This is a genomic window from Novipirellula methanifontis (genome assembly GCF_052161655.1).
In the GTDB taxonomy this organism is placed as follows: Bacteria; Planctomycetota; Planctomycetia; order Pirellulales; family Pirellulaceae; genus Novipirellula.
Map to the genome: position 1 here is coordinate 6,447,794 of NZ_CP197418.1, position 24,126 is coordinate 6,471,919.

12 protein-coding genes are annotated in these 24,126 nt (G+C 53.8%); 5 read left to right on the plus strand and 7 right to left on the minus strand.

The features are described 5' to 3' along the window. Positions 1-48: 48 nt before the first annotated feature. Positions 49-1,527, plus strand: coding sequence for an SDR family oxidoreductase (locus SH528x_RS23255; RefSeq protein WP_442505840.1), 1,479 nt, complete (start codon positions 49-51; stop codon positions 1,525-1,527). Here SH528x_RS23255 and SH528x_RS23260 read toward each other — a convergent pair. The 3 genes from SH528x_RS23260 to SH528x_RS23270 all read right to left on the minus strand — a co-directional run bounded on the left by SH528x_RS23260 (position 1,491) and on the right by SH528x_RS23270 (position 6,267). After that, positions 1,491-2,792, minus strand: coding sequence for an MFS transporter (locus tag SH528x_RS23260; RefSeq protein WP_442505841.1), 1,302 nt, complete (start codon positions 2,790-2,792; stop codon positions 1,491-1,493). The genes SH528x_RS23255 and SH528x_RS23260 overlap by 37 nt on opposite strands. Positions 2,793-3,081: 289 nt before the next feature. Continuing rightward, the gene (locus SH528x_RS23265) at positions 3,082-4,569 is read right to left on the minus strand and encodes a sulfatase (protein ID WP_442505842.1); all 1,488 of its coding nucleotides are present in this window, start codon (positions 4,567-4,569) and stop codon (positions 3,082-3,084) included. A 204-nt stretch (positions 4,570-4,773) separates the two neighbouring features. Continuing rightward, complete coding sequence (locus SH528x_RS23270) at positions 4,774-6,267, minus strand: sulfatase-like hydrolase/transferase (RefSeq protein ID WP_442512166.1); 1,494 nt, start codon at positions 6,265-6,267, stop codon at positions 4,774-4,776. Between the two features lie 549 nt (positions 6,268-6,816). Here SH528x_RS23270 and SH528x_RS23275 point away from each other — a divergent pair. Further along, entirely contained in the window at positions 6,817-8,247 is a 1,431-nt protein-coding gene (locus SH528x_RS23275) for a sulfatase family protein (RefSeq protein WP_442505843.1), read from the plus strand. Positions 8,248-8,288: 41 nt separating this feature from the next. On the opposite strand, the gene SH528x_RS23280 is transcribed toward SH528x_RS23275, so the two are convergent. After that, a complete protein-coding gene (locus SH528x_RS23280; RefSeq protein WP_442505844.1) occupies positions 8,289-9,062 on the minus strand; it encodes a response regulator transcription factor in 774 nt (257 codons plus the stop codon). A 128-nt stretch (positions 9,063-9,190) separates the two neighbouring features. Between SH528x_RS23280 and SH528x_RS23285 the strand changes: the two genes are divergently transcribed. After that, the gene (locus SH528x_RS23285; RefSeq protein WP_442505845.1) at positions 9,191-10,753 is read left to right on the plus strand and encodes a hypothetical protein; all 1,563 of its coding nucleotides are present in this window, start codon (positions 9,191-9,193) and stop codon (positions 10,751-10,753) included. A gap of 297 nt (positions 10,754-11,050) precedes the next feature. Here SH528x_RS23285 and SH528x_RS23290 read toward each other — a convergent pair whose 3' ends face one another. The 3 genes from SH528x_RS23290 to SH528x_RS23300 form a co-directional block, all read right to left on the minus strand. Next, positions 11,051-12,802 carry an FAD-dependent oxidoreductase gene (locus SH528x_RS23290; RefSeq protein WP_442505846.1) on the minus strand — a complete coding sequence of 584 codons (1,752 nt, stop codon included), beginning with the start codon at positions 12,800-12,802 and terminating at the stop codon, positions 11,051-11,053. 265 nt (positions 12,803-13,067) lie between these two features. Next, positions 13,068-14,438: a Gfo/Idh/MocA family oxidoreductase gene (locus tag SH528x_RS23295; protein WP_442505847.1), complete on the minus strand. Its 1,371-nt coding sequence runs from the start codon at positions 14,436-14,438 to the stop codon at positions 13,068-13,070. A gap of 228 nt (positions 14,439-14,666) precedes the next feature. After that, positions 14,667-16,652: an ankyrin repeat domain-containing protein gene (locus SH528x_RS23300; RefSeq protein ID WP_442505848.1), complete on the minus strand. Its 1,986-nt coding sequence runs from the start codon at positions 16,650-16,652 to the stop codon at positions 14,667-14,669. 307 nt (positions 16,653-16,959) lie between these two features. On the opposite strand from SH528x_RS23300, the gene SH528x_RS23305 reads away from it, so the two are divergent. Together SH528x_RS23305 and SH528x_RS23310 are read left to right on the plus strand one after the other, a co-directional pair. Further along, positions 16,960-19,563, plus strand: coding sequence for a di-heme-cytochrome C peroxidase (locus SH528x_RS23305; protein WP_442505849.1), 2,604 nt, complete (start codon positions 16,960-16,962; stop codon positions 19,561-19,563). Between the two features lie 57 nt (positions 19,564-19,620). Further along, the gene (locus SH528x_RS23310) at positions 19,621-23,841 is read left to right on the plus strand and encodes a protein kinase domain-containing protein (protein ID WP_442505850.1); all 4,221 of its coding nucleotides are present in this window, start codon (positions 19,621-19,623) and stop codon (positions 23,839-23,841) included. Positions 23,842-24,126 lie beyond the last annotated feature (285 nt).

The window sequence follows — 24,126 nt, forward strand, 5'->3', positions numbered from 1 at the left end:
GCAACTTCGCGAGGTATCAAAAGCGACAATCCAATCGATCGCAGCACCATGCCTGAGAATGACGAACGAATCTTATTGACCGGCGCGACAGGCTACGTAGGCGGGCGAATGCTACGCTTGCTCGAAGACTCCGGTCGGCCGCTTCGCTGCATGGCTCGTCATCCTGAAAATTTGCGTGCCCGAGTCTCCGCAGCGACCGAAGTCGTTTCCGGTGACGTGCTGCGGATCGAAACCTTGGGCGATGCTTTGCAGGGAGTTCATACCGCCTATTACCTGATTCACTCGATGGGCACCAGCGACGGGTTCGAGCAAGACGATCGAGACGCAGCCGCCAATTTTGCCAAGGCCGCTCTTGACGCGGGAGTCAAACGGATCATCTATCTGGGTGGACTTGGCGAGGATGATGACGAGTTATCCAGCCATTTGCGCAGCCGTCACGAGGTCGGCCGAGTTTTAAAAGAATCGGGTGCCCAGGTCGTCGAATTTCGTGCCTCGATCATTATCGGATCGGGAAGTTTGTCGTTCGAATTAGTACGTGCTTTAGTCCGCAAGCTGCCGATCATGTTGTGGCCCAAGTGGGTGTCGACCGAAGCATCTCCGATCGCAGTGCGTGACGTGCTGAGCTATCTGATGGAAACATTGGACAAGCCGCTTGGGGAAAGCAAGATTTACCAGATTGGCGGCCCCGAGACGGTGTCGTATGGTGGGATCATGGACGAGTACGCACGCCAGCGAGGTCTGAAACGGATCAAAATCCGTGTCCCCTTTTTGTCGCCTCGTATCAGCAGTCTTTGGCTAGGCTTGGTGACGCCTGTGTATGCGCGAATTGGTCGGAAACTCGTCGAAGGATTACGAAATCCGACGATCGTGACCGACGATACCGCGCTTCGCGATTTCTCGGTGCGGCCGTGTGGCATCCGAGACGCCATCGCTCGCGCGATCCAGCGTGAGGACGAAGAGATGGTCGAAACTCGCTGGTCGGATGCACTTTCATCCTCTGGACGACCCGCGAAATGGGGAGGCGAAGCGTTTGGAAGCCGGCTCGTCGATTCACGCACGATCGACGTCGACGTTCCACCGGAGTGTGCATTCGCCCCGATTCAGCGGATTGGCGGTGATCAAGGTTGGTACTACGGCGGTATCCTGTGGAAGATCCGCGGATTCATGGATATGTTGGTCGGCGGCGTGGGATTCCGGCGAGGTCGTCGACACGCCAGCGACGTTCATGTCGGAGACGCGATCGATTTTTGGCGAGTGGAATTGATCGAGCCGGACCGCCGATTGCGACTTGCTGCGGAAATGAAACTTCCCGGTCGAGGCTGGCTTGATTACGAAGTCTGTCCTGGGGCGAACGGCGGATCGACGATCCGGCAAACCGCCGAATTTGATCCTGCGGGCTTATTTGGACTGTTCTACTGGTACTCCGTTTGGCCGCTGCATCAATTTGTCTTTGCTGGAATGCTAAACGGGGTCGCCAAGCGTGCCCAAGCTTATTGCGAAAAGCAACGTGCCAATTCGTCGGATTGACGATTGGCAACCCAATGAAAACACAGTGACGCGACTAATCCGATCAAGGCAAACAGTGCCACGACAGCAAACAGGTGTTGATGGCCTAGAGCACCAGGCGAGTCGTCGAGCAGTTTTCCCATCAGCGGCCCCATAAAAACGTCCGGCGTGTAACCAATCGCCGAGACAACGCCGACCGCAGTACCAGTGTAATGAAACGGGACGTGGCCTTCTTGCATGATTGCAAAATAGAGCCCGCGAAGTGCAAACACCGCAGCGCTGGTGGCGATGATCGTGCTGAAGAACGCAAAGGTCATCCCGGGTTTAAAAACGCCACTTGCAATCGCCCCGGCACCGACCGCCATCACCAGGAAACTGAATGCCGTGATCCACGAAATGCGACTGCGATCCGCGACAATTCCGGCGAGGATCGCCGCAACGGGGCGCATCCACATCGACACGGTGCTGGTGTGAGCCGCCGTGACTTCGTCGTAGCCGAGAACTTCTTTAGCGTACAACGACAGATCATCGAGTCCTTTGTAGCCAACGTAGGCGCACACGATGATCACCGCTTGCAGCGCCACCGCTGGCATTTTCAAAACGGCCATCGCTCCCGAGAATGTGATTTTGGGTTCGATTGCCGCAGACGGACTCTCGCCTGCACGTAACGCATACCACACCAAGACAGCAGAGGCAAAAGTAAACCCGGCGAAGAAGAGAATCACGAGTTGAAAGGCTCGCGTTCGCTCGGCCAGCGTCGCGGAAGCCGAGTCGCCGCGCAACAGAAATGAGTAGATCAAAACCGCGATCGTGCCTGAAGCTGCCGCAACGAGTCCGCGTCCTCCATCAAGTATCCCAAACGCCGTTCCGGAAAAAGTCTCACCCCCAATTTCTCGCGTCGCTCGAATCATCGACGCCCAAAACAACAAGATCGTCGTCAGCCCCCAATACGCGTACAGCCATTTCATTATCCCCAGCGAAGGGATCGTTGCCATCAGCAACCCGCCCAACGTCGTCGATAACAATGCGACCATCATCAGTTTGCGTGCCGCAAATGCGTCCGCCAACGGTCCGCCGGGGAAGTAGGCCAACATCGCGACCACACCGTAAGCTGCGAACGCCAACCCGAGCTCGAGATTGCTGATCCCAAACACTTCCAGCAGCGTGGGACGAAACACACGAGCGATCACAAACGGCAAGAAAAAGATCGCTTCACCGGCAATCACCAACGCGAGCATCGCGACCGAGAAAGGCGGTCGACTCGGCGGTGATTCGGAATTCGTCATGCGCGTGTATCTAAATCAGGTAGGCAGGAATCATTGGGTGAGATCCCGTTAGCCGTTTGAGCCAACGCTGTGAAGCATTTTCTCGTAGCTACCTTCGCCAGAAGGTGGTGATTCGTATTGGCCGACAACCATCCACGCTCTGGCGAGCGTAGCTACAAATCGTAAATGCCGTAATTTGCCGTCTCTAAATGCTTCACAGCGTTGCGTTTGAGCGCTAGCCCCGGTCGTACGCCAGAACCGTGGCTAGCGCCAAAACGGCCAATTTACTAAAAGACTCCTGCCTAACTGTTTAAAGCCGCTCGGGGTTGAACGGCGTCGTGGGAGTTTGTCCCGATGCGCGAGATCTTAGAATCGGCTGCAATTTGGCGATGATACGTTTTGCTTCTTCGTCAGGAGCAATTGCCAAGTTATTAAACTCGAGCGGGTCGGCGTGATGATCGTACAGTTCGAAACCGTATCTGCCTTCGCCCCACTCGGTGTAACGGTAACGGTCGCTGCGGATGCTGCACCCCATCACTGGATCGCCCAGTCGATCATCAGCGGGGCGAAGCACCTGAGTCACGGCGAGATCATTCCAGGTGGCCAACGGATTTTCCAATAACGGCCGCAAACTTTGACCGTCGAGCCCGTCGGGTGACTGCACGCCTGCGAGATCGGTCACGGTAGGATAGATATCGACGAATTCAACGATACGGCGGCAATTACCCGACGATTCAGCGTGCTTCGGCGATCGAATAATTAGCGGTGCACCCGCTGATTGCTCGAACAAAGTTCGCTTTTGCCAAACGCCATCGTGTTCACCAAGATGGTAACCGTGATCGCTCCAGAACACGACAATGGTGTTTTCTGTAAGTTCCAATCGGTCGAGCGCATCAAGTAGTCGGCCGACCTGGGCATCCACGAACGACACACACGCGTAGTAGGCCTGGGTCGCAGCGAGCAGCGTGTCGTGATCGAGGTTGTAATTGGGGATCGGGCAATTGTGGGCGAACGCGGCCACCGGAATGTCATTGCGATCTCCCTCGGGTGCATACGGCAACCGCATTGTCGACGCCGGATACATGTCAAAGTATTTTTTCGGTGCGATATAGGGCGTGTGCGGTCGAAAGAATCCGACGCCTAGAAAGAAGGGTTCGTCCTTCTTTTGTTTCATCAACTCAATCGCTTCGGTTGCGATCATCCCGTCGGTCTGTTCTTCGTCCGTGCCGTCGGCAGCCAACCAGCTGAGTGACCCGCTAATCTTTCGATGGGGCTCGGCATTGAAAACAAGAGCCTCGTCGGTCTTGTCACGACCGATCGGATTGACCGTTTGATTCCAGGACGGCGGATCATCGAAACCGTTAGTACCAATCGATGCAGGGACGTTGTAGTGATAGATTTTGCCAACGCGGGCTGCGAAGTAACCGTCCGCCTGAAAGGCTTGCGACAACGTGACCACGTCGGGCAACTCGTCACGAAAATGTCGGTCCAGATCGTAGACTTTGATTTTGTCTGGTCGCAGCCCTGTCATGATCGACGCACGCGTCGGGTTGCACAGCGGCAGTTGATTGTAGGCGTGCTGGAAACAAACGCCGCTGGCGGCCAATCGATCGATGTTCGGCGTCTTGGCCAACATGTCGCCGTAACAGCCCAGCGTACTTGCCAAGTCGTCTACCGCGATAAACAGGACATTGGGACGTTGGCGTTTAGTATCGGGACGGTTCTCATCGCCCGCATCGACGTTGCCTAAGTGACAGGCGAATACGATCAGCAAAGGAACACAAAACCGTCGAAACATCAAATTTGATCCTTAAGCAACTGAGGTGGTGCAGTTTGTTAGTTTGGCCGTAACAATGACTTGCTTCCCTCGCCCAGCGAAGCAGGGGCCGACGTAGTGGATCTTGTTAAAGATCCCGTCCGAATGGGATCTTTAGCAAGATCCACTACGCAATCCCCGCCACTTAATGTTCGGACGCCCTAATGGACTGCAATCCATTAAACGCTACTTAGCTTTCTTGCGATTGTTCTTCTTCTTGGACTTTTGATCTGCTGGCGGAGTCAGCCCGTCCTTGGGTTGGTCCCACAGTCGGTAGGGGTCATCCAAACGACGCATTTCGCTCAACAGCAGCGATTCCATCTCAGCGAGCTTGTCCGCATATTTGGGATTGGATGCCAGATTCGTTAACTCCGGATCATCCTTGCCATGTTCCGCTATAAACTCGTGAGGATTCTTGGCGAGATTGAAGAGTTGAGTTTCGTGGACGGTGCCGTCGAGCACATCGTACTTGATCAGCTTCCAGTCGCCCTTTTTGACCGATCTCATCCCCGGTTTCGTACCGCCACTGTACGTTCCGTATAACACATCACGAACGGTCGATTGTTTGCCGTCCAGAACGGGCTTGAAACTGGTTCCTTCGTTCGTTTCGGGTGGATCAATTCCGGCAAGGTCACACAGCGTCGCCAGCGTGTCGAGCAAGTAGGTGTTCCCGACCACGCGGGTGCCTGGTTTGATGCCGGGGCCCTTCACGATCAGCGGTACACGCCAAGTGTGCTCATAAAGGTTTTGTTTTCCTTGCAAACCATGACGACCGATGGCAATCCCATGGTCTGATGTGTACACGACGTACGTGTTTTCGAGTTCGCCCATCGCATCGAGCTTCGCCAGAACGCGACCGATTTGAACGTCAATGGCTTCGTCGCACGCAAATTCGCGACCACGCTCGTTGCGGATGGTGCGTTCATCGCGATTTGTCCAAACACCACTGACCGATACTTCGTCTCGCAATCCGGGATGACCGTGGGGGAACGGATGCTCGGGTAGATAATTTTCAGGAAGCGCCGGTTGTTTGGGGTTCGCGGCTGGCAAAGAGTTGCGATCGGTGTGGTTGGTCGCGCCATATTTTTCGAGCAACGCGGGTTGGCCATCACGCGTGTCATGCGGATGCGAAAAACCAAAGTAAACAAGGAAGGGATCGGTGTCCTGCCCCGTTTCTCGTTCATTGAGATAGTTCATCACTTGGTCGCCATGCCAGGGGCTGCCAGATTGATCCGTACCGCCTCGCTTGGTGGCGTCGTGACGCACCGTGAATTGCTTATTGGCACCTTCGTAGGAATTGCCGTTTTTGCACGTTCGCATCGTGTCGTAGCCCGCTCGGTTAAAAACGGCTGCGAGCGTGTTCTGTTCAAGGTTCGGTGGGCAGAGGTCTTTTGCATTGGGAGCAATCGGCAGATGCCAAACGGTACGTCCCGACATCACCATGTGGCGTGACGGCGTACAAACCGCTCCGGAGAACGAACCCATGTGATAGGCCGCGTCGAACACCATTCCCTCTGCGGCAAGCTTGTCGATATTCGGCGAATTCAGAGTCGATTTTGGATTGTAGAATTTGAAATCTTCGGGCGATTGATCATCGACAATGATGAACAGAATATTGGGACGTTTAGCCGGGTCGCTTTTGCTTTCAGCCGCATCAGCGGCCCGCGGTGACGTTACCATCCCCAGACACAATAACGCGAAAATAATGGTCAGGTTTTGTGTGGTTCGCATCATATGTGCTTTCTTCGATTGGGGAGAGACTGAATTCGTGTTCGTGGAATTGCGGACACACGTGCGTGGTCACGATGTCGCTAGAGGTCGTTTAGGGCTAATGTCCGTCGCCGTGTTTTTGTAAACATAATTTAGTTGCAATTTACAAAAAAGTTTGCGAGTCGCCACCATTCGTTGACGGTCATGCGACTCGAATGTTCTCCTAACGGTTTGGCCTGAGGCCAATGCCATCTACCTTGTTAGCGGAACGGCGCGAGCCGTCCGGTTGCAGCGAGAAAAACGTTCAAATTCGGCCGGGCGGCTCGCGCCGCACCGTTAAAAAAACACCTGCTTAGAACCAAAAGTCAAAGGCAATCAGCGATGGCTCCATCGTCTATAATAGCCAATCCCCAGTGCGAGATGTGATCCCTTCCCCTTCTCTCTACCCCGCCGCCCCACGAAGTTTCAATGATGCGATCGCCAATGCCCCAACCCCGTCGCAGAGTTTTTCAGTGCCTGATGGCTGCAATGACAATGCTGGTTTCGCTCTCGCAAACGCACGCGGATACGGTTCGCAAACCGAATTTCATCATCGTGTTCTGTGACAATTTGGGATACGGTGATATCGAGCCGTTTGGATCGACGCTTCACCGCACACCAAACCTGAGCCGGATGGCTGCGGAAGGACGCAAGTTCACACATTTCTGTGTCACCGCAGGTGTTTGCACGCCCTCGCGAGCGAGCATCATGACCGGTTGTTATTCGCAGCGTGTCGGGATGCATACCAACCCGCGGGACGGCATCGTGCTAAGGCCGCTTTCTCCGTTCGGGCTGAATCCGGCGGAGGTAACGATTGCCGAAACGCTTAAGACGGCGGGGTATGCGACCGCGATGGTCGGAAAATGGCATCTTGGCGATCAGACGCCGTTCCTGCCCACTCGGCAAGGGTTTGATTGGTTCTTTGGTGTCCCCTATTCCGACGACATGACCGAACGCGATTGGAAAGACGGAACCCATTGGCCTCCGTTTCCGCTGATGGAAAACGAAACAGTCATCGAGGCCCCCTGCGATCGCAATGGGCTGACGAAGCGTTACACCGAGCGGGCGATGCAGTGGATCGCAGACCATCGCGACGAACCGTTTTTTTTGTATTTCCCACAAGCGATGCCTGGCAGCACCTCGACTCCGTTTTCAAGTCCTGAGTTCCAAGGAAAAAGTAAAAATGGCCCGTGGGGTGACGCCATCGAAGAACTCGACTGGTCGATCGGAAAGATGCTCGATCAGTTGCAGGAGCTCGGAATTGCCGAAAACACCTTTGTCATCTGGACGTCCGACAACGGAGCGCCGATCAATCGCAATACCAACGATCTCAGCCGAGGATCCAATCTGCCTCTGCACGGTCGGGGGTACACGACAAGCGAGGGAGCATTCCGAGTTCCCACGATCGTATGGCAGCCGGGCAAAGTCCCCGCCGGAACCGTTTGCGACGAATTCGCGACCACCATGGATCTGTTGCCTACGTTCGCACAGTTAGCCGGTGTCAGTCCACCGCCAAGTCGCAAGATTGACGGACACAACATTTCACCGCTGCTGTTTGGCGATGAGGGAGCCGAGTCGCCCTACGATGCGTTTTACTATTATCACGCAGACCAACTGCAAGCCGTCCGGAGCGGTCCTTGGAAATTGTTCTTACCGGTAGCCGCCGCGGCGCATCCTCATTTTGGAAAGGAAACCGCCCCGCAGCCACTACTTTTCAATGTCGTTGAAGATGTCGCGAGCGAACACAACGTAGCGGCAAAGCACCCAGACGTGGTTGCTCGATTGACAAAACTGGCAGAGCAAGGGCGTCAAGAATTAGGTGACCGAGGTCGCCGAGGCGCAGGGCAACGCGAGCGAGGGCGTATCGATGATTCCGAGACACCTCAGCCCCGCTTGCTGCCAGAAAAGTAGAACAGCGTGCCACCTCATCGCGCCCTTCATCTGTGCCCCAGTTACTGGGTGCGAATGAACAATGCCGCCAACTCCATCGATGATTCGACTTTAAAATGCGAAAAGATCGCTTTGACATGATCGCCCACGGTGTCCTCGGTGATGCACAGTCGTGCGGCGATTCCTTTGCGAGGTAATCCGCTTAGCAGCAGCCACATCACCGTCCGTTGCCGCTCGGTAAGATGCCCCACCGGTGTCTTGGTGTCGGGTGTTGTCAGTGGTGCCCATAACCAACGGATATTCGCCAACGCCTGGCGCATGACGGCACGCTCGTGATCGCCAAACTCTGGCTTCTCGCTGTTACGAAACAGTAGCAACGATGACCATTTTTCTTTGCAACCGTATCGCACCGAGTGCATCCAGGAATTCATGCCGATGCTGTGCACCGAGTCGTAAACCCAATTCTGTGGTTTCCACTGAGCATCGTCGATGATGTCACGTCGTACGACACATAGAATGTCGTCCTGCTGATTCAGATGGGCCATGATTGGCCTTTGGAATTCTTGTTGCGACTTATCGGAAAGACTGAATTGCTGGAACCGCGATAGCTGCGAACGGTCCAAACCGAAGTGCAAGGCACCCACCGTGTTGGGACATTCCGTATCCGGTCGGCCGGTTCCCCAAGCCCAAAGTCCCGCCGACGCAGAGAACAACCCACCTAACCGCTCGAGCAAGAGTTGGCGGCGGCCCGACGTATTCGCTGACAAATCTGCTACGTCGACGACCAAATGCAATAGCTCTACTTCAAGATTGCAAAGCCGAATATCACGATCCATGACTGAATCCTTCAACGCCGATGTCCCGGTAAATGGGGATACTATTTGCGTTACCCATCAGCGTAGATTTAAGAAAGAGGTATTGTCAATCCAACGCGTTCGAATGGTTACAAAATGGAGCAACCATCATGCATACTTGCCTGCCGGATGCAACGAGTATCAACAACGTGACGAAACGATTTTGGACGCAAAGAAAACGCCACGGTTACCATCGACACACCAGCCAACGTCACCTCTTCTTTGAACGATTAGAGTGCCGAACCCTGCTTGCCGCGATCCCAACCGACTTTTTGCAACTCGAACCGTCACGGCTGCAATTCGAATCTCCCGTGATAACGGACCAAGCGTACTACAGAGGCGCTGGTGAGCTAACCCAAGTTGCCGACGCCACGTTGAGAGTGGACGGGAATGCGCTCTACGTGATTAGCCGCTCGAACCTCGGAAGTGGAAGGGTCGATTCTATTTTTCGATTGGATGCCAAGTCTGGCGAACGTTCCATTCCATTCTTCGTGCCTGGACAAGAGGAAGGTGGCATCATTTTTGTCAATCAGACAACCCTGCTTGCCGCAGCCCAAAGAACCTTCATCGGTCCGCGTCTTCCAGCAAAAGAGGGTGAAGTGCTCGATGGAGGCAAGCTATCCGCAAGCGTTTTTCGTTATCCTGGAACCGATTTGTTCATCGCAGACAACAACGAGCATTCGCTGATCGATCCTGCAACCATGCTTCTGCAAGGCAACCAACTGTACATCGCGGACACTCGTTCCGCCGAACCGACCACCCCAGGCGACCCGATTCCCGACGGTCGCATTCGGCGATACGACGTGTCCAGTGGCGTCTGGATCGATGACATGATTGTGGCTGGCTATCTTGGTCAGTTTCATCCGAGCGGGATGGTTTTTGACTCAAGCGGATCTCTTTACGTTTCATTGTTCGATGCAAACGCGGATGCCAATCCATCAGACGCCTTCAACTCAGGTTATGGAGCGATCATCAAGATTGACCCCGACAATCAAGCATCGGTGCTGATCGCATTCAACAACGGTGATGAAGTCAATGACCTAGGCGAGGCTGCTGATTTGCATCACCCTGGAAGCCTCGCATTTGGGCCGGAGGGCAAGTTGTATGTAGCCACTCGGTCCACCACGGTTAACGAACTCGACAAAATCGTGGTTCTCGATCCGAACGCGTCCACGCCGTTTGCTCAGGTTGACCAGATCGAGATCACGAGAGTTTCCGATGCTCCACTGCATCCACGTGCAATACTGTTTGGCCCCAGCGGCAAACTGTTTGTTTCGCTCAACGAACCAGAATCGACTCAAAAAACTGCGTTCAGGAAAGGGTACATCCGTAGCTATGACGTCAATACCAAGAGCTTTACAATGGCGTTTTCCTCGAGAGTTGGTCCAGTAGGGTATTTCACCTTTGGTGACACCAACCCAGCGACGCTCGAATTTGGAGTATCCAGTGCGAGCGCCGCACCCGTGCTTGGCGGAATCCAAACGACGATCACACCCGTCGCTCAACCGATTCTAACGAGGAACGCCGAAGCTACGCATCGAAACTCCGAGCCTGTTACTGAACCGTTGCCAGATTCCGGCATCGAATCGCCAATCCCTAAGACGAAGCGAGTATCAGTTAGCCAGGAACCGTTAATCGAGATAGAACGCGGTCCGTTCCTTACCATCAGATGAGTCCCGCGAAACTCGAATTGATACTCTCCTCAATCGCAAGCAACGTGCGATTTTGTCTGGCTCACAAGAGCCCAACGCCGTGAACGATTTTCTGGTAGCTGCCTTCGCCAGAAGGTGGTGATTCGCATTTGCACGCCAACAATCCACGCTCTGGCGAGCGTAGCTACGAAACGCAAATGCTGTAATTCGCAGCCTAAAAATCGTTCACGGCGTTGGGCAGGAGCCTGGGGAACGAGTTTTTCAATCGCAAGTACGTCGCTTCGCGACTGTGGGATACTCCTGGCCAGCTAACCAAAATCACGAGGGCCAGACCAGTTCGAAACCTTGGCCTTTTAGCACGCTCTGAAATGCGGTGAGCGATTTGGATTGGTTTCGGATGCCGCGAGGACTGTCGCGTTTGTCGAGACAATGAGCGGCCAACGCGCCAGCCGCTTCACCGATACTCCATTCAACAGGATGCAGTCGGTAACAACCGTTGCTGAGATGGGTGGTGCCGATGTTTTTGCAACCCGCTATCAGGTTATCGATCCGTCGTGGGATCAGAGCCCCTAGCGGAATTTGAAAAGGGACGCTGGAAAAGTCGATATAGTTGTCGCCGCCGGAACTGGGATGCAGATCCAGATGGTAGTAGCCAATGCCGACGGTATCGTGAAACGATGCTGCTGTGACCTTGTCAGCTGCATTTTTGACGACAGCTTGCCGGTCGGCTCGTGAAATATGCTGCTCCAATATCGTGAACTCGGCTTGGATGCGGCGAGATTCACGGATGTACGGATACTTGGCTAGCCCGTCGGCGGTACCCATGATGTCATTGCGTAACCGCAGTCCTTTCCAACCCGAACCACCGTCTGGCCGCGGTGCTTCGGTCTGCAGCCAATACAGCAGCGACAAACTAAGCTGTCGCGAGCCTTCGAGGTGTTTGGCGATCTCTTTCTCGTCGCCAGTGATCAAATTACCCAGCATGTAATCGTTTTGCGGCCAATTGACGATCGCCACTCCGCTGTCGTAGGTGCCAGGTAGGAAATTGGCCGGATTAATGATGCATCGGTAGAGCCACAGATTCAGTGCTTTGGTTTTCGCAGGCGGGGCGTCCTTGGTCGGTGGCACGAAAGCAAGGTCGTGGGGTTTTAGGGTATTCGGTTTGGAATACTGCAATGACAAAAGCTTGCCAGGCCAGGGCGGTGTCAAATCGGGCGTGTGGTCCCTCCAGAAATCGTATTGGTCGGGTTTCTCGATCGTATGATCCGCACCGTCAATATGGTCGATTGCAAAACACCACGTGAACGCTTGGATGTTATCCGGATCGGCTTGTTCAGGGGCATGCGATTCACCAGTATTATGCCGGGATTCGGCTCCGGTGACATACTCGGTGTTGGTCAGTGGCAGCAAGTCACCCTGTTCGCTGGCGTCGATAAAATACGGCGCCGCAACCTGAATTTCCTCTCCTTGATCGGTGACCAAGGTGACTGATGCAATTCGATCGCCATCGACTTCGGCTTTGATCGGCTTCGTATTGAGCAACACAGTCAGTCGGCCGGCACTGACCGCCGGCGCCAACATCGCGTCTAGTACGGCGACGGCGACTCGCGGTTCATGACAAAGTCGCGATACACTGCCACTACCCGGATTGAGCCGCGGATTTTTCTTTGCTGCCTCGGTAAGCGGATAGTTCCTGCGATAATAGTCGCGAACATTTTCGCGAAATTGACGGTAACTCGCTGTACAACCGTACGTTTCGATGTGGCTGTGTTCGTCTGGCGGCACTCCTTGTTGGCTGAGTTGTCCGCCGATCCAATCAGTAGGTTCGGTCAACAACACCCGCTTGCCCATTCGCGTTGCCGCCAGCGCGGCGGCACAACCGCCAAGACCTCCGCCGATGATGACGACATCCACATCGATGTTACCGCCAGAGCGGACGGAGTCGGACGCAGCAGCGATCTGCGGATAAAAAGTTGACGCAGCCCCGATGCCACAAAATTCAAGGAAGCGGCGGCGGGCGAAACTGCGAGAATAGGTCGCGGGTGCGACGGTGAAAGGTTTTTCAGACATGGTATTTTGCGGTGGGACCGAATGGTTCGGTAATGGAGGGCGGGAGGGCAGTAGGATTTCGCGTCGAGTGCTTTGTCGCAGCCTATTTTAGCGTAGCGGAACTCGTCAAGAGTTTCGACTTGTGCGGCGATTCACGAAAGTCTTGACGACTTCCGCTACAAAAAAGGACGAGTATAAATTTTTCGACTGTGTAGCGGCCAGTTGTCTCGACGCTGCAGCCGGAAGGATCCCGCTACAGCACCGACGACAATGCCGCTAAGTCGGATCACATATTGATCTCGAAACCTTTGCGATTTTCACGCGACAAGAACGAGTTGGCTTGCGAATCACCAACCACTTCTCGCTTGTCGGGATCCCAGTTCAGCTCGCGCCCCAATCGCATCGAGATATTCGAGAGATGGCAGATTTCAAGCATCCGGTTGTGCGACCAAACGTCGGAGATCGGTTGCTTGCGTGACTCCATCGCCTCGATGAAGTTGGCGGTGTGGTTCGCGCTGACCTTGCCACCGTAAACCTCTTCGATTGCTCCTTCGGGCAGCGGGTTGTCCTTCAAGTCTTCGACTGGCGTGCCCACGATTTTGCCGCGATTGACGAAGAAGCGACCTTCGGTGCCTTCGAAGAGAATGCCGTTGTCACCTTCGCTGGTAATGATCATCTCGACATCGTTAGGCATATCGACTTGGATTTTGAAACTCGTGGCAGCGTTGTACTGATCATGAACAACGGGGTGTCCATCCTTGTACTCGACAGGCAACGAGTATTCGACGGGAGTGATCTTGCTGGGCCCCGTGTCGCTGGCACCGAGCGCCCAGCAAGCGATGTCAACGTGATGGGCGCCCCAGTCGGTGAGTTTGCCACCCGAGTACTCGTGCCAATTTCGGAATGAATAATGGCCGTTGCTATAGAGAGGCACTCCACCTCCGTATCCCTCACGCATCTGGGGCAGCGCTCGATAATCCACTTTTGCCGCAGGGCCCAGCCAGAAATCCCAGTCGATCTCTTTCGGTACGGTGGCGACCGGAATCACAGGTGATGCCTGCATGCCGCCTATCCCACACGTTACTTTCTTGACGGTTCCGATACGTCCATGATTCACCAACGCAACGGCTTGCAAGAAACGCTGGGCCGATTCGGATCGTTGCATCGTGCCAACTTGAAACACCTTGCCCGTTTCTTTGACGACTTTTTCGATCAACTTACCTTCGGCGATTGTCAGCGTCAGCGGTTTCTCGCAGTAAACGTCTTTGCCTGCGTACATCGCTTCGACCGCGATCTTGGTGTGCCAATGATCCGGGGTGGCGATCATGACCGCGTCAATGTCTTTGCGATCGAGAACCTTGCGATAGTCTTTGTAAGCATCCGGTTTCTTGCCTTGGCTCTTCTGGACCTTTTCAACATTGCTGCCCAAAACGTTTGAATCGACATCCGCCAAGGCTGCGAAATCCGCAAACTTGAACGACTTGCTGGTAATCGACCAGCCTTGGTTTCGCAGGCCGATGGTTGCGAAAACCGGACGGCTGTTGGGCGAATCACTCGCGAACGCTCGGTTGCCTGCAGGGCCAAGGACGGTAGCGGACCCAACAGCTGCGACTCCTTGAAGAAAACGACGGCGACTGGGTTTGCGATGGATGGACATCAAGTAGATTCCTAAGGGTGCAAGGGAGGGGGAAAGACTAAGCAGGAAATAAGGTGGGACCCGTTCAGCACGTTCGCGAAAGCGTTTCAGCCCCCACTGGTGAGAACGAGTGTATTGGTAGTCGTTAAATCATAACTCGAATCGTCCAAGAGTCCTACTGGCGAGCGGAAATAGGGATCGCCAGAACAATGAATATCGCGCAGCGATCAGCGACAATTGCTTATTTCGTCAACTTTTCAGAAGTTCCAGCAGTCGCGTGCGATAGGTCACGTAGCCATTCTGAAAATCTTGGACAAAATTCTCGGCAGCTGTGGGAAGTGATTTCGAATCGGGGCGATTCAGAAAAAAGTGTTCAACCACCGTTTCAGGGGTTTCTATTGTCTTCCAGACAAACGAGTAGCCGGGAACTTCGTGATTGAGGACGACTTGTTCGTTGGTCACGATTTCGTATTCGTCGTCAGCGACTCGGCGTATCACACGACAAAATAACTGTCCATCAATCTGCTCGATCGTGCCATAGAAATCTCGTAGCGGTTGCACGAACCCCGCAACAAAATGATCCGCTCCCTTCACTTTGAAATTGCCCACGAGTTTGAACGCACGAGCCTCGAAGGCAGCAAATGCGGCCTTTGCGGCTTCTGCATCTTTCCAAGCGATCTCGTCTCGCTTGACCAATCGAATCTTCTCCGGCATCGCTTCGATTTGCTCGGCGGTCACATCGATGCCGCGGTATTTCGTGACTTCCTCGCCATCGACCACCTCGGTTTTGGTGATGTTCGCTAAGCGTGTCATCAGCTCCGAAAGTTTGGCGGAAGATTTGTCCCGTTTTATCGACGCCGCATCGGCCTCGTGTTGCCGCTTCTCGAGCAACTCGTCCGCCAATGTCATCTCCGGAACTCGCCCTTCTTTTTCATAGGCATCGAGCCATTGGATGATGTTCGCATGACGCTGACGTTGCTCGTCAGCGTATTGCGCGTCGACATGGCGAGCCATGTTTTTGAACGATAATTCGAGACGTTTCTGTATCGCCGGGACTTGTTTCGGGTCAGGCGATTGATTGAGTAACCAAATGACAATGTCTTCGAAACCGATATCCACGCTCGCTTCGAGCGGAGTCGTTGTATCGCCAAAACGCTGAGACGAATCGAGCGACACGTCCGCTCCGTGTACGACCAATTCAGCTAAGATCCGGCGGTTCTCTTTTGGCACGGCGTACCGATTGCTAATCGCGACCACGAGCGGCGTTGGTTGTTTCGTACCTCCATCGTTGGGGTTGGCTCCGGCAACGAGCAACGCTTCGGCGATGTCGATGAAAGATCCTTTTTGGTGATGGTTCATTCGCGAAATCGCATTGGCCAACGGTGTCTGGCGCCCACTGGGCATTTTCTCCAGCGATGCTCCATCACCGATTGCCGCTACCGCCATGTCAACGTCACCATCCTCGATCGCCTGCTGCAAACGCAGGGAAGCTTCGCGACTGGATTTGCTTTTCGACGATGATTTCGTGGCTGACTTGCGTGTCGTTTTCTTATCGCCGAACTCAACCAAATCGATGCGTTCGATGTATGCGTCTGAAAGGACTTTTTTGTTATCCGCTTCCAATCCCTCCTCCGGAGTCCAAGAGAAGTACGGTACATATGCGTCGAGATCGATGATCAACTGCTGATGTGCTTCCTCGGACGAGGACATCGTGGTTAACCAGTTCTCAGGATAACCATCCGCCTTGAATTGGGTCATCTCGAATATCATTTCGTCGTCGTCATCGTCTTCAAGGTCCTCGTCGTCCTCGTCCTCGTCAAAGTCTTCATCCTCATCGTCCCAGGGGCCACCATCCGTGCAAAAATCGATGATTTGTTTACCATCATCGAACAGCCACACATACACGACACCTGCCGTGTCCTGTTCTCCGGTGCATAACCAGCGACCGGGTCCCTGTTTCGCAACTTGTTCGAGAACTTCGTCGTAATTCGACGTCGCAGCAAATTGCGACCACGAATGATGTTTCGAGTGGACGAGTAGTGCCCACGTGCCACCGGGCGATTGGAACGAACCGTCGAGCACGGATGCGGTCACGTCGGTCGTCACCGCACGCACATTGACATGTCGTTCCAGAATGCTAGCCGATCTCTCTTTGCCGCAGTCGAGACACCAAATTTGCCAAGAGGATGCACCGCCCCATGTCGTCCAAACGCCACGCCGGTTCCGCAGTGCCATTCGGCCAATTTTCGATTCATGCTTCTGTGCCACAACATGTGCCCCCACCAGTTACCTGCGTTTTTATTGTTTAAGCAAAACTAAGCATATTACATTTACACGGACTAGGTGGCTAATCCCGAACGCTAGAGCAATGTACAGATATGCAGCACCGAATATTGCGTACCATCCGATTCTAAGGCGTGTTTCAACATAATTCTCGCTGAGAACCGTTGTCACAAATCATCCAGGGGTGGCTAGCAACTACACTCATGTCTGGTCAAAGGGGGGCACTCTATAGCGTCAATATCAACGAGAAAGTATTAGCATGTTGGATACGATTCGGCAGACCTTGAAAGCTCGCCTACCTTTTGTCATTGCGACGGCTGGCGAATTTATCGCGTTGTACTACTGGCTCCTGCTGTTTGATCAGTCTTCTTATCTTTTGGCGACCATTGTCTTATGGGCGGGATTTTTGGTCGAGCGTATTGCGGTTCTGTATTGGGTCAAAGAAAACTTTGGTGGCAATATTGGCATCGCAGCGGACCACAAACCGTGGTGGCAAAAGCTGATCGGGTTACTGTTGATTTGCTTGAGCGAGATTACGGTCTGGGTCTTATTCGTTTTTGCGCAGCACTACTTTGGTTGGACAGCAGCCTTCCTGGTGCTGTTTGTGGGCGAACAAATCGAACATAGCATCGAACTAGGATTGTTATCCCAAACCAGCTGGTTGAAATTTGTCGCGTCACGCCAAGCGACGGTCATCACGGTTCTGGAAACACTTGGCGGCGTCGCGTGGCTGTATTTAGTACGTCATGACCAAGCTCAGTTGGGTGGCATGATGCTGCTGATCGGACTGACGATCGAGCATGTGATCCAAGGCGACGCGATTAAGCGTCGGCTAAAGGCGAAACAGGATCAGCCGAATGAGGCGGGCGAAGCGACGACGGACGCATCCAAGCAGCCTCGTCTGCTCGGAGTGGCCCCGGTGGTGGGCGGGATCATCACTGTGATTGTCGCGGGCATCTTATTTAAAGTGCTAAATCCATTCTGTTTCCGGATCCTCTCGCCGCCACCGACCATCGACGCGCCAGTAACCTACATGAACCAGAATTGGTCCGCGGAAAAACGCGACAATTTTTATCATGCGTCTCAGGGGACCGTGCTGATGAAGGCGGATTGGTTCATGGCGTTGGAACAGCCCACCATCAAGTTTGTCGGGCGCGTAGGGCTGATGTCCGACCAGGACTATTTGGCCCGATTCGGGTTTTTGAAAGACGATCATAGCGGAGAACATAACTCGTCGGATTTGCCGGTTGGGTTCGCCGTTGACGATGTCACGATGCCTCATGATGGATCCAAACAGCGAGTGGTCGGGCTGACATGTGCAGCGTGTCACACCGGTGAAATTCATTATGCGGATCATCATTTGCGAATCGACGGGGCCGCAGGTCTGATCGATTTAGAGCAATTTCAAAATGCGGTGGGGGCTGCGTTTTTGTTGACGATCAAAAATCCACTTCGCTTCAATCGGTTTGCGGATCGTGTTTTGGGCGAGGACCACACGCCGGACGAGCGTGCCGAGCTGAAAGAAAGTGTCAACCGAGTTTTACAACAAGGACTGGCTGAAAAAGAAGCCAACGCATCACGTGAAATTTACGATGGTTACGATGGTGGCTACGGCCGAACCGACGCGTTAGCGAAGATCGCAAATTTCGTTTTTGGCACTCAATTGGACAACGACAATTTGCAAATCGGCAGTGCCCCGGTCCGTTTCCCTCCGCTTTGGGATTCGCCTTGGTTCGACTGGGCCCAGTACAACGGTTCGGTGGAACAACCGATGGTCCGCAATATTGGTGAAGCGATTGGCGTGCGGGCGCGAGTAAATTTGGATCCTCGTTCGGAACGCTTTTTAGACTCGACGGTCGATATCGAGGGGCTGCACGAAATCGAAACGATGTTGTCCGGCGACGCCCCCTTACAAGGTTTACATTCGCCTCGTTGGCCAGAGGAAGTCATGGGTGCGATCAATAATACGAAAGCCGCTGCCGGTGCCGCGCTGTACCGAGATATTTGCCAAACCTGCCATTTACCTGCCTTGGACAGCGACGAGATTTGGGAGGACAAATACTGGGTCGCCAACAACGCATATTCGATGTCGTGGGAATGGAAGCCACCGAGCAAGCTTGCTCGATTTTTAAATTTGGAAGGTGTAAACATAGGCAAGGTAGGCACCGATCCTGGGCAAGCCACCAACTTCTTTTCACGTTATGTCAACACCGGAAAGTCAGTGCTGCCGTCGGTCACCAAGGGCTTTTACAAGAACCAGCAATGGGAAAACAAGAATTGGTACTCGCCGGTCGAAGGGGCAAATACGACCGAATATCCCGCCACCGTGCTGTCGGTCGGCGAGGCGCTTCAGCGGGTGACCGTTGCGATTGCCCAACGACACTATGAACGACAGGGGTGGTCGTCAGATACCCGCGAGAGTTATGATGGATACCGTAACCCGGGTGCGAGAAACCCGCTCGAATACCGTCCGCGACCGCTGAATGGTATTTGGGCGTCCCCTCCTTATCTGCATAACGGTTCCGTGCGCACGATCTATCAATTGCTTTGCCCACCAGAGGAGCGTGATCGGAAGTTTTACGTAGGAACGCGGCAGTATGATGCAGTACACTTGGGCTACAAAAATGAAGCTGTTCCAGGTGCGTTCCTGTTTGACACGCGTGTCGACGGGAACTTGAACACGGGACACGCCTTTGACGCGTTGCCGCTGGGGAATGGAGTGATTGGTCCGCGATTGACGCACGATGAACGCATGCAGATTTTGGAATATCTGAAAACACTGGGGCCGGCGGGACCGGTACCTGAATCGTTTGTCAAAGCAGGGCTTAGGGCTAGCGAACCGGAAACAACGGCTAAGGATTAGCAACCGCTAACTGCCAGTTTCTGTTAATGCCAACGGAAAGAACGGAAAGATCGTACGATGGAGCCTACCGAACACGACACAACCCATAAATCCGCGATGACTTTTGGCGACCGGTATCGCGCGATCCGCGTGATTGGCGAAGGTACATTTGGCTGGGTGTACGAAGGCTACGATCCAACGTTGAAACGCAAGATTGCGATCAAAGTCCCAAAGCCTCGAGCGGAAAAGGGCAGCGCCGAAAGGACTCAAAAGTATCTCGATGAAGCACTGAATCTTGCCAAGCTGCAACATCCGGGAATCGTCTCGGTGTTTGATGTTGGTGTACAAAATGGCAAAGTCTACATCGTTACCGAGTTCCTGGAGGGGCCGACGCTCTACGAGTACATCAGCTCAAAATCGATCGGTCCCAACGAAGCGGCGAAATTGGTCGCCAATCTGGCGTCGGCACTTGGGCACGCACACACGCAGATGGTCGTCCATCGCGACGTCAAGCCAGGCAATGTGATCATGACCAAAGATCGCGGTCCTGTGTTGGTTGATTTCGGTTTGGCAATCGCCGAGGACAACGACGGCAGCCAGATCGGCGATATTATGGGAACGGTCCAGTACATGGCGCCCGAACAGATCGAAGGTCAGGCACATCGCATCGATGGTCGTACGGATATTTATGCGCTGGGCGTGTTGATGTACCAGCTACTGACAAACCGCGTCCCGTTTCGCAGCTCGAACAAGAACGAAATTCGACGACAAATCTTACAGGACGATCCGCAGCCGCTCAGGCAACTGGCACCCGATGTGCCTGAAGCCCTCCAGCGGATCTGTCTACGCGCGATGTCACGTACGATCTCGAAACGCTATTCGACCGGACAAGACTTGGCGGATCGTCTGAACCAGTTCTTGGCAACTCATACGAAGTCCGATTCGTCCGAAGAATTCTATTCGGAGAACGAAGGCGACAATTTTGCCCCGACGCGACAGCTAGATCATGCGGATCGGATGAACCAATCCGGGATGGATCCGACCGACGAAAGCACTTATCCCAACCCGGCCGCAAAGTCGAGCGAATCCGCAGACAGCGACAAATCGACTTCAGGATCACAGGGATCCGGTTCAACGGTGTCGGGGCGGCGGCATGTCACGGTGCTGCGAATCAACGCCGTCGCACGGTGCCAAGATTCAGCCGGAATGGACCCAGACGATCAGATTGAAGTCCTCGATGAATTGCAAAAAGCAGTAAGTGAAAAGGCCGAGGCTTACGGAGGCAGCATTCTGTACCGCGGTGGTCAAGAATTCTCAGTCTGTTTTGGCTATCCGCTGAGTTATGAAGACGCTCCGCGCCGAGCTACCGACATGGCGTTGGATATCAACAACCAATTTCGAGGTCGGCAAAAAGATGTGTTTGGCAGCTCGAACATCCAATTGGACCTGTGGCTATCCGTTCACAGTGGGATGATCGTCGTCATGGGCGGCGATGCGCAAAACTTGGTGGGCGACGTCCTTTCATTGGTCTCCAAAATTGATCGCGAAACGCAACCCAACGAAGTCGTTGTTAGTGAAGATACGTTGCGGTTGGTGGGACATTATTTCGATACGCAGCGGTTGGCCGCTACCTGCGGATTGCGTGACGACCAACCCAAATCGCTACATCGTGTTCGCGGACGGCGACAGGAGTCGATATCCGAAACGATTGACGATAAGGTTCAACAAACGCCGCTGGTAGGACGCGATCAAGAAGTCAGTATGTTGATCGATCGTTGGGAACTGACGTCCGAAGGTGTAGGACAACTCGTCGCGTTGATTGGCGAGGCGGGGTTGGGAAAATCACGCTTGATCCAGATCATCAAGCAACATGTGACGCAACAATTCCTTGCGAAAGATAAATCAGCGCCGATCTTAGAGTGGCAATGTTCGCCTTATCATTCCGCCAGTGCGTTTCAGCCGGTCAAGGAATCGATAGTCCGGTGGTTGGATCTGGATCCGGAATCGACTGGGGAAGAACGACGGCTTCGTGTCGACAAACATCTGAAATCCATTGGCATGTCACGAACGGACTCGTTGCCAATTCTGTTGGAATTGCTTTCGCTTCCTGCCGACCCGCAATTGGGGGCACCCAAGATAGCGTCGTCAAAGAAGAAAGAATTGACGATCACGGTCATATTGAAATGGATCATGTGTCTGGCTGAGCAACAGCCTCTGTTGTTTATCATCGAAGATTTACACTGGATTGATCCGTCGACCTTGGAAATTTTGTCGCGTATCGCGGATCAGCCCATGGATTCGCCTTGTCTGTGTCTGCAAACCTTTCGACCCGAGTTCACTACGCCCTGGACCAGTCGAGCGCATCAAAGTCAGATCGCATTGAACCGGCTGACACGCGCGCAGGCCACTCAGATTATTCAATCACGGCTGGGCGATGGACATATTGCCAAAGGCACGATCGCGCGCATCATCGAACGAACCGACGGCATTCCGTTGTTCGTCGAAGAGTATGCCAAAATGCTGGCCGAATCCGGCGAGGCAGCGGATGAACCGATTGGCGATTCGCATGGTTCGTCATTGTTGACCGCACGCAGCAGCGACGAAATCCCTTCGTCACTTCAGGATCTGTTAACGGCGCGATTGGATCGAGCCGGTGGCGATCAAGGATTTGTGCGATTAGCAGCCACCATTGGACGCGAATTCAGTTACGAAATGATTCGTGCCGTAGCCCAACTGGACGATGTGACGCTGAAGCGAGAGTTGGCGATTTTGACGGATGCCGAGATTCTATATCGACGTGGTTCACTGCCGGAATGCACCTTTCAATTTAAGCATGCGTTGATCCAGGATGCCGCGTACGAGTCGATGTTGCGTCGCCAACGACAGGAATTTCATCATCGAATTGCCGATGTGATCGTCCGCCGGTTTCCCGAAACGATGGACCAGCGACCGGAAGTATTGGCGTACCACTTCACGCGCGCCGGCGTGCACCGCGAGGCTGCGAGATGGTGGGAGATGGCTGGGGCTGCCGCAGTCGCTAACGGTGTGTTTGTGGAAGCAATCGAGCATTTAAAAGCCGGGTTAGAGCTGATCGAACGATTGCCAGAATCGACTTCGCGGGACGAGTTGGAACTGAAGATCAATATCTCGCTGGGCATCGCGATTCTCTCGATTATGGGTTATGCATCGCCCGATTTGGAATCGATCTACGACCGGCGCTCTGTGCTATGTCAGCAACTCGACGATCCTATGGCTCAGTTGCACGCATTGTGGGCCAAAGGCTCGTGGCGAATCGTGCGTGATGATGTGATGCAGTGCATCGCAATCGGCCAGAAGATCAGGCAGATGGCGGAACAGATCAATGACGATGGCGCCCGCGCCGAGGCGTTGTTTATCGATGCGATTGGCCGGTTCTATCACGCGGAATTCGATTCGTCACGGCAGTTGACTGAAAAGGGAATGCAGCTGTTCGACGCTGAAAAAGCGATTTTTCATCTACGTCGTACCGGCCAACATGCGGGCGTTGCTCATCTGTGTTATTTGTCGCTCAATCAATGGCACTTGGGGCAACCAAAATCGGCTATCGAGTCGATGCGAAAAGGATTGGAATTAGCAGAAAGTTTGGATCACCCTTTTAGCGTTGCGTTCGCATTGCATCATCATTCTTGGTTGTCGGTTTCGATGGGGCGCGGCGACGAGGCGGTGAGCATGGCGGACCGCCAGATTGAAGTCTCACAGCAACAGGCTTTCTTTTTCTGGGAAACGACCGGCATGTTGTTTCGTGCTGGTGGGCTGCTTTGCATCGGAGACACGCAAGCCGCAAACGAAACATTGGACGAAGCAATCCAGCGGTACCAGATGACGGGCGCCCGCTTGGCGACTCCGCTATACATGAGCTTTGTGGCGTCTGCCAAACGCCAGGTCGGTGACTTAGCGGCGTCAGAAGATGCGATTCTTCGTGGTTTAGAAGCAGCGAATACGTTCGAAGACAATTTTGCGTTGCCTGAACTGTGGCGTCAAAAAGCACACTTAGCGGAATCCCGTAAAGATCGGGATCAAGTCGCAGAGTGTTTTTTAAAATCGGTTGCTATTTCTCGTGATCATCAAGCTGTCTCGGATGAACTTGCCAGCTGGCTACACGTTCATCGTTGGCTGAAGCAATCTGACCAGCTATCAATCGGCGGTTCATCCCAGACGTCGTGCTCAATCGAAGATGTGCAAAAGACGATTGAGACATTGCGAGGTCAAATCGAAGCTACCGACTTTGACATTCCCGTACTGAAATCTTCGTCGGACTAAGCAGTTCGTTCGGTGTATACCGATGAACCGTCGATCCTTTTGTGAGCCGACGGCGCTAGCCGCGGGCCCGACTATATTGCAGGAAACATGCCCGCGACTAGCGTCGTCGGCTCAGAATGTAGGATTGTCGTTGATCGCTCCGCGATCATAACGTTGGATCGCGAGCGACATGCGATTAAATAGTGACGTTTTTTTTCTAGCGGAACTCGTTAACGGCTTGTTGATTTAATCCAAATGCAAATCGCAACGGTGAGCCGTGGGCCGTAAGGCACCGGGTAGTGCGTG